Source organism: Natrinema versiforme JCM 10478, from assembly GCF_000337195.1.
GTDB lineage: Archaea > Halobacteriota > Halobacteria > Halobacteriales > Natrialbaceae > Natrinema > Natrinema versiforme.
In genome coordinates this window covers 1-209 of the sequence record NZ_AOID01000069.1, presented here as the reverse complement: position 1 = coordinate 209, position 209 = coordinate 1, and the positions used below count along the sequence as shown (strand labels likewise).

Sequence of the window (209 nt, the reverse complement as noted above, 5' to 3'; positions counted from 1 at the left end):
AATAGCGGTCATCACTCGTGCTGCCGGTATTACCGCGGCGGCTGGCACCGGTCTTGCCCAGCACTTATTCTACGACCTCCTTACGGTCGTGAAAAGCGAGGACTATATGCCCTCGCACTCGGAGTCCCCTTATCGCACTCGCGTGCAGTGTAAAGGTTTCGCGCCTGCTGCGCCCCGTAGGGCCCGGTATCTTGTCTCAGATACCGTCT

General features: G+C 58.9%; 1 rRNA gene. It reads right to left on the bottom strand.

Annotated features, from left to right (window positions below):
- Positions 1-209: ribosomal RNA gene (locus C489_RS20540) — 16S ribosomal RNA — on the bottom strand; the annotation flags it as partial.